7 protein-coding genes are annotated in these 7,056 nt (G+C 72.8%); all 7 read right to left on the bottom strand.

The annotated features are described in order from the left end of the window. The coding region (locus OZN99_RS21790; protein WP_270937358.1) for a DUF4118 domain-containing protein at positions 1–469 on the bottom strand (469 nt) is incomplete at its 3' end. An 89-nt stretch (positions 470–558) separates the two neighbouring features. Further along, complete coding sequence (locus OZN99_RS21785) at positions 559–1,722, bottom strand: M24 family metallopeptidase (RefSeq protein ID WP_270937357.1); 1,164 nt, start codon at positions 1,720–1,722, stop codon at positions 559–561. 132 nt (positions 1,723–1,854) lie between these two features. Beyond that, positions 1,855–2,835, bottom strand: a complete 981-nt coding sequence (locus OZN99_RS21780) for a Bug family tripartite tricarboxylate transporter substrate binding protein (RefSeq protein WP_270937356.1) — start codon at positions 2,833–2,835, stop codon at positions 1,855–1,857. 112 nt (positions 2,836–2,947) lie between these two features. After that, complete coding sequence (gene aqpZ, locus OZN99_RS21775) at positions 2,948–3,673, bottom strand: aquaporin Z (protein ID WP_270937355.1); 726 nt, start codon at positions 3,671–3,673, stop codon at positions 2,948–2,950. A 178-nt stretch (positions 3,674–3,851) separates the two neighbouring features. Continuing rightward, entirely contained in the window at positions 3,852–5,483 is a 1,632-nt protein-coding gene (locus OZN99_RS21770) for a calcium-binding protein (protein ID WP_270937354.1), read from the bottom strand. Positions 5,484–5,564: 81 nt separating this feature from the next. Beyond that, on the bottom strand, positions 5,565–6,428 hold the full coding sequence (locus OZN99_RS21765; RefSeq protein WP_270937353.1) for a GNAT family N-acetyltransferase: 864 nt from the start codon (positions 6,426–6,428) through the stop codon (positions 5,565–5,567). A 3-nt stretch (positions 6,429–6,431) separates the two neighbouring features. Beyond that, entirely contained in the window at positions 6,432–6,926 is a 495-nt protein-coding gene (locus OZN99_RS21760; RefSeq protein WP_270937352.1) for a Fur family transcriptional regulator, read from the bottom strand. Positions 6,927–7,056 lie beyond the last annotated feature (130 nt).

Genomic DNA, 7,056 nt, shown 5'->3' with positions numbered 1-7,056 from the left:
GCCGGCTGCCGGCCTCCACGACGAAGGCGGCGGCGGGCAGCTGCTCGAACACCGCGCGCAGCAGCGCGTCGCTCTCCGCCAGCGTCGCCTGTGCGCGGCGCAGCCGTCCCACCGTGCCGCGCAGCGCCAGCGCCAGCGCCACCACGGCGGCCTGCGTCGCGACGAACAGCACCAGGCTCACCAGCGCGCCCGTGGACATCACCAGCCTGCCGGGCGGCGGCAGGAACAGCCACCAGCCCGCCAGCGTCGCGCCCGCCATGGCCACCAGCGCCGGGACCAGCCCCGCCAGCAGCGCCGCCGCCAACGTCGAGACGTAGAAGGTCGAGAAGGGCAGCGCCTCGGGCGCCACGGCCTGGAAGCCGAGCCGCAGCAGCGCCGCTGTTCCTGTCAGTGCCAGCGCCAGCGCGATCCCGGCGCCTGTCGTCGCGGGCGCCCGGTCGAGCAGCCGTCCGAGGGCCGCGACATACAACCCCGTGGTCTCCGCTGGTTGAGGTGCGGCGCCAGCATCGAACGATGCGCGCCCGCCCGTCGCATCACGTCCTGCGGAGCCGCGCCGCGTCAGCGGTCGATGACGATCAGCTCCTGGAAGCCGTTGGTCAGCTTCTCGCCGCCGCCCGGCCGCGCGACGATCACGTCCTCGACGCGCGCGCTGAAGGACCTGTCCTGCAGGATCGAGGGCTCGACCGTGAACATCATCCCCTCGCGCAGCACCGTGCGGTCGGATTGCGTCAGGAAGGGCGGCTCGTGCACGTCCCAGCCGATGCCGTGGCCCAGCCGGTGGCGGAAATTCGGGCCGTAGCCGGCATCCTCCACCACGCGGCGCGCAATCGCGTCCACCTCGGCGCAGGTGGCGCTGCCGGCCTTCAGCGCGGCGATGCCGGCGGCCTGCGCCTGCATCACCACGCGGTGCACCTTGATCTGCTCCGCGCCCGGCGCGCCGAAGCTGACGGTGCGGCCCCAGTCGTAGCAGAGCCCGTCATGCGATGCGCCGAAGTCGAACAGCACCGAGGTGTTCGGCCCGATCGGCCGCTTCCAGCTGTCCAGCCGCCGGCCCATCAGCAGCGGATGGTCGGGACCCGTGTTGTAGAGCGAGGTGGTGAAGGTGGGCCCGAAGGTGCCCTGCCGCTTCATCTGGTAGTCCACCTCGGCGATGACATCGAGCTCGGTCATGCCGAAGCGCAGCTTCGGCAGCACCTCGGCGAAGGCGGCTTCGGTGCGCCGCCCGGCCTCGCGCATCGTCGCGATCTCGGCCTCGCTCTTGATGACGCGCAGCTCGCGCAGGATGTCGGTGGCGGAGACGAAGACGGCATCCGGCAGCAGCGCCTGGATGTGCACCGCGCTCTCGCCATGCGCGCGGTCGCTGATGGCGATGCGCGGCTTCGCCGGCAGCCGGCAGCCGGCGATGATGTCGCGCGCCAGCGCCGCCGGGTCGTCATGGTCGCCGAGCACGCGGATCTCGATCCCCTTGCTCTCGCCGCGCCCCTTGAACTCCGCCGTCATGCGCGGCAGGGCCAGCACCGGCGCGCGCGTCGGCGTCAGCCACGCCCCTTCCAGCCAGCCGCCGGGATGCAGCGTGATGCCGTAGTTCGGGATGTCGCGCGGGATGCCAGCCAAGTAGTGCAGGTCGGTCCCGAGCGGGATGAAAGCCAGGTCCGCGCGGCCTTCCAGCAGCTTCTGGAATGCCGGAAGGCGATCGGCGGCGGTGGGGGCGGGGTGGGTCACGTCATCGGTCCCGTTTCTCTTGGCCGCCGCAGGCGGCCCGCGCGCAGTGGAACCGCATGGCCCGACGCGACAGCGCGTCGGCGCGCAAGCCAAGCGGCCGGAGGCCGCGCCCGGCGCTTGAGGGCACCAAAATCAATCAACCGTCGCGCCGCTGGCGATCACCAGCGGCCGCCAGGTCTCGACCTCCTCCGCGACGAAGCGCTGGAAGTCGTCCATGAAGCGGTCGCCCACGTCGTTCGCGAGCGTCCGGTAGCGCTCGCGGATCGCCGGCAGGTCCAGCACCTCCTTCGTCACGTCGGCCAGCCGCTGCTGGATCGGCCGCGGCACGCCGGCGGGGAAGGAGAAGCCGGCCCAGCCTTCCGCCACCAGCTGCGGGAAGCCGTGCTCCACGAAGGTCGGCATGTCCGGGAAGTCCGGGTGGCGCTGCGGCCCGGTCAGCCCGATGCCGCGGATATTGCCCTGGCGCAGGAAGCCGACGGAGGCCGCGATGCCGTCCAGCGTGACGGGCACGTTGCCCGCGATCACGTCGTTCACCGCCTGCGCGCCGCCACGATAGGGCACATGCGTCAGCTCGATGCCGGCCATCTGCGCGAAGCGCAGCATCACCAGGTGCGGCAGCGATCCCACGCCGGAGGTGGCGTAGTTGATGCCCGGCGTGCGCCGCGCCGCCGCCGCCAGCTCGGCGGGGTTGGTGAAGGGTGCGCGGTTGTTGGCCATCAGCGCGTAGTAGCCGCGCTGGATCATGGCGACATGCGCGAAGCTGCGCACCGGATCCCAGGTGATCCGCCCGCGATACAGCGTGGCGCCGACGTTGAAGGCCGAAACGGGCGAGAGCAGCACGGTGTAGCCGTCCGGCGCCGCATCGGCGACCAGCCCGGTGCCGAGCGTCGCGCCTGCGCCGCCACGGTTCTCGATGACGATGGGCTGGCCGAGCCGCTGCGACATCTGTTCGGCCAGCAGCCGTCCGATGACGTCGGTGGAGCCGCCCGGCGCGAAGGGGATGATCATGCGGATCGGCCGGTTCGGCCATGGCGCCTGCGCCAGGGCGGGCGTGGCAAGCCCCGCCGCGCCGGCGGCGAGCAGGAGGCGGCGGCGGATACCGGTGGTCGGCATGGCGGTGTCCCGATCGGCTCGCCGCGCATCCTGCGCGGCCGCCGGGAATGTCACCATGCCGCCCTGCGCGGGGCAACCGGCCGGCGGGGCGTCCCGCCGGCCGGCGCGGTCGTCAGGCGCGCGGCCGGTCCGTGCCGGTGATCGCCGGCGCGTCGTTCGGCGCGATGATGCGATAGACGATGCCGCCCAGCACGCCACCCGCGATCGGCGCCACCCAGAACATCCACAGCTGCGCCAGGTAGCCGCCGCCCGCGAACAGCGCCTGGCTGGTGCTGCGCGCCGGGTTGACGCTGGTGTTGGTCACCGGGATCGAGATCAGGTGGATCAGCGTCAGGCAAAGCCCGATGGCGATCGGCGCGAAGCCCGCCGGCGCCTTGCCATGCGTGGCGCCCAGGATGACGAACAGGAAGAAGAAGGTCATCACGACCTCGATCACGAAGGCCGAGGCGAAGCCGTACTTGCCCGGCGACAGGTCGCCGAATCCGTTCGCCGCGAAGCCGGCCGAGAGGCTGAACCCCGCCTTGCCGCTGGCGATGACGTAGAGGATCGCGGCCGCCACGATGGCCCCGGCCACCTGCGCCACGATGTAGGGCACCGCCTCGCTGGCGGGGAAGCGGCCGCCGGCCACCAGGCCGAGCGTCACCGCCGGGTTCAGGTGGCAGCCGGAGACATGGCCGATCGCATAGGCCATGGTCAGAACGGTCAGGCCGAAGGCGAGCGATACGCCGTGCAGCCCGATGCCGACTTCGGGGAAGGCGGCGGCCAGCACGGCGCTGCCGCAGCCGCCGAGCACGAGCCAGAGCGTGCCGATGAATTCGGCAGCGAGTTTCTGTTGCATCCTGGTGACTCTTTCCCCAGCCGGTATTGGCGTTTCCCCCGACCGTTCACGAGGCGCGTCGAACCACCCGGCTCCGCCCGCCGATCGGGTGGAGCAGGGTGGCACTGTTGTGATTACGGCGAAATGGCCAAAACGTTGCGGTGATGTTCAATTCTCGAAGTCGCCGACGCGCGCCCGGTCAGAACAGGTAGTTGCCCGCGTCGGTCAGCACCGCGTCGTCCACGTCGTCGAACTGCGCCACCTCCACGAAGCCGAAGCGCGTGCCCGCGCCGTCGCGGTCCACCTCCAGGAAGCGGGTCAGGAAGGTCGGGCCGGGCGAGGTGATGCGGATGTGGTCCGCCAGGTTCCCTGCCGAGAGCGTCACCGCGACCAGCGCGCGGATGTCGATCAGGTCCACCCCCTCCTCGAAATCCGTCACCCGGTCCATCTCCCCGTCGCGGGCGCGGAAGACGAAGATGTCGGCCCCCGCCGCGCCGGTCAGGCAGTCGGTGCCGGGCCCGCCCTCGATCACGTCGTTGCCCGCGCCGCCATCCAGGAAGTCGTCGCCCACGGCGCCGGTCAGCACGTCGTCGCCGTCGCCGCCGAACAGCACGTCGTTGCCCCAGCCGCCGTTCAGGCTGTCGGCCCCGGCTGCCCCGTCCAGCGCGTCGTCGCCGAGCCGCCCGGTCAGCCTGTCGTCGCCCGCGCCGCCCAGCAGCACGTCGTGCCCGTCCCCGCCGAACAGGGCCGCGCCCGCCTCGCCGCCCAGCACCGTCACGTCGCCCCCGGATTGCGGCAGGACGGTGCGGATGAAGTCCTGGACCTGCAGCGTCGCGGCATCCGCCACCCCCGCGAACAGCAGCGAGCGGCCCGCGAAGGTGACGGTCACGCCCGACGCATCCGCGGTCGCGCCGGCCAGCCCCTGCACCAGCGCGCGCAGCGTGAGGCCGAGCGCCGAGACATCCACCCGGTCGCCTCCGGCCGCGTCGAAATCCTCGATCCGGTCGGTGCCGGGCCCGGCGCCGATGACGAAGCGGTCCGCCCCGGTCCCGCCCTCCAGCGTGTTGCTGCCGCCGCGCCCGGCCAGCACGTCGTCGCCCGCACCGCCCGCCAGGCTGTCGTCGCCCGCGCCGCCGTCCAGCACGTCGTTCTCCGCCCCGCCCTGCAGGACATCGGCGCCGTCGCGGCCCAGCAGCAGGTCGGCGCCGCCCTGGCCGTCGATCGACTCGGCGCCCGCCGCCCCGCCCAGCCGGTCGCCGGCGGCGCCGCCCAGCAGTTCCACGAAGTCGAAGCGGTCGATCTCCTGCGCATAGGCGATCACACCGCGCTCGCCCGCCGGGCCGTTCACCCCGGCATTCGGTCGCCCCATCACCACCGGCGTGTCGAAGGCCGCCAGGTCGAGCGTGGTGAAGGCAGCGACCGCCCCGAAATAGGCGGTGATGATGTCGTCGGTGTAGTTGGCCGGGTCGGTCAGCGTGGCGAAGAACTGCTGCAGGTCCAGCGCGGCGCTCGCGCCGTCGAAGCCGATCACCGTCGCGCCGTCGGCGATCCGCGTCACCTCGGCGCTCTCCAGCACGATCGGCACGGCGAAGCCCGGCACGCCGGCCAGCGCCAGGAAGAAGGCCGGCACCGGGAAGGGCACCGGCACCAGCGTGGTCAGCGCCGTCGTCGCATCGACGAAGTCGCCGGTGAAGGCGAAGTGGTAGCCCTCCAGCTCGAAGCTCAGCGACGTGGCGTCGGAGGTGAAGCCCAGCGTGAACGGATCGACGGTCGCCGGATCGGGGAAGGCCGGGAAAGCGATCAGTCCCGGACCGATGAAAAGCCTGGCCATGCGTCTGTGCCTCGTGACGAGGCGTTAACGTTACCGGGCCTGCCGGAATGCCGCCAGGGGGGTACCTCGCGGCGCCTCGTCCTACTCCTCCCGCGCGCCGCCTGCGGTCCGCTCGTAGTGGCGGTAGTATTTCTCCGTCACCAGGTCGGTCTTCACCACCACGCAGACATCGGTGGTGTTGAACTGGTGGTCGATCACCGCCCCGTCGCCGACGAAGCCGCCCAGCCGGAGGTAGCCCTTCACCAGCGGCGGCAGCGCGGCCAGCACCGCCTTCATGTCCACCGACGCCACCGGCACCCGGTCCATCGCCACGTAGCGGTCGGGCAGCGCGCGCGGGCGCAGCGCCGGCGGGGCCAGGTGGTTGGCGTGCAGATAGGCCAGCTGAGGCGCCAGCGCATCGAGGTCGGTGCCGGGCAGGGAGGCGCAGCCGAACATCAGCGTGATGCGGTGGCGGAACACCATCGCCGCGATGCCGCGCCACAGCAGCTGCAGCGTGCCCCGCGTGCGGTAGGGCGCGGCCACGCAGGACCGGCCGAGCTCCATCACCTCGCCCGGGAAGCCCGCCAGCATGGCGATGTCGTATTCGCCTTCCGAGTAGAAGCGGCCGAGCTTCGCCGCGCCGGGCCGGCGGATCAGGCGATAGGTGCCGACCACCGCCTCCGGCCCGTTGCCCAGGTCGTGGTCCAGCACCAGCAGGTGGTCGGCGACCGCGTCGAACTCGTCGGCGTCGCGCCGCGCCGCGGTGGTCGCGGCATCGGCACGGGCGCCCATCTCCTCGTAGAAGACGCGGAAGCGCAGCGCCTGCGCCGCATCCACCTCCGCCGCGCTCTCGGCCAGGCGCAGGCCGAGATTGCCGGCGCGCAGCTCCTCGAAGGCGCCGGGCAGCGGCGGCGGCGGCCCGCCGATCGGCGCCGGATCGTCCGGCAGCGGCCCGTCCACGCTCATCCTTCAGGCCTTGCCCTTGCGCGCGGCGCGCGGCGGCGCCGCGGGCTCCGCGCGACGGCCGAACAGCTCCAGCCGCTGGCCGATCAGCCCGAAGCCGAGGCGCTCGGCGATGGCGCGCGCCACGCGCTCGAACTCGGGGTCCTCGAACTCGATCACCTTGCCGGTGTCCACGTCGATCAGGTGGTGGTGATGGCCGCGGTCCGTGGGGTCGAAGCGGGCGCGGCCGCCGCCGAAGTCGCGCCGCTCCACGATGCCCTTCTCCTCCAGCAGGCGGACGGTGCGATAGACCGTCGCCACGGAGATCCGGCTGTCGAGCGCGCTGGCGCGGCGGTACAGCTCCTCCACGTCCGGGTGGTCCTCCGCCTCGCTCAGTACGCGCGCGATCAGCCGGCGCTGGCCGGTCATCTTCAGGCCGCGGTCCACGCAGAGCCGCTCGATCCGGGACGGATCGGGGCGGCCGGCGGGTGCGGCGGGGCTGGCGTGCGTGTCCTGCGGCATTCCGGGCGGGGCTTCCTCCGGCCGGCCGTCATGCGGCCGGCGCGGTGCCTTCCATACGCCTCTCCGCCCCGCGCCACCATCGGCCGGGTCGGGGCGGCGCGGGCCGCGGCGGCCCTGGCCCCGGGCGGCG

The organism is Falsiroseomonas oryzae (genome assembly GCF_027856955.1).
GTDB classification, from domain to species: Bacteria; Pseudomonadota; Alphaproteobacteria; order Acetobacterales; family Acetobacteraceae; genus Falsiroseomonas; species Falsiroseomonas oryzae.
The sequence above is the reverse complement of the archived record's forward strand: the minus strand, read 5'-3'. Positions and strand labels throughout refer to the sequence as shown.

Excerpts from the sequence above, each read along its gene's own strand:
- OZN99_RS21760 (WP_270937352.1), bottom strand. The coding sequence starts at position 6,926 with ATGCCGCAGGACACGCACGCCAGCCCCGCCGCACCCGCCGGCCGCCCC.
- aqpZ (WP_270937355.1), bottom strand. The coding sequence starts at position 3,673 with ATGCAACAGAAACTCGCTGCCGAATTCATCGGCACGCTCTGGCTCGTG.
- OZN99_RS21765 (WP_270937353.1), bottom strand. The coding sequence starts at position 6,428 with ATGAGCGTGGACGGGCCGCTGCCGGACGATCCGGCGCCGATCGGCGGG.
- OZN99_RS21780 (WP_270937356.1), bottom strand. The coding sequence starts at position 2,835 with ATGCCGACCACCGGTATCCGCCGCCGCCTCCTGCTCGCCGCCGGCGCG.
- OZN99_RS21770 (WP_270937354.1), bottom strand. The coding sequence starts at position 5,483 with ATGGCCAGGCTTTTCATCGGTCCGGGACTGATCGCTTTCCCGGCCTTC.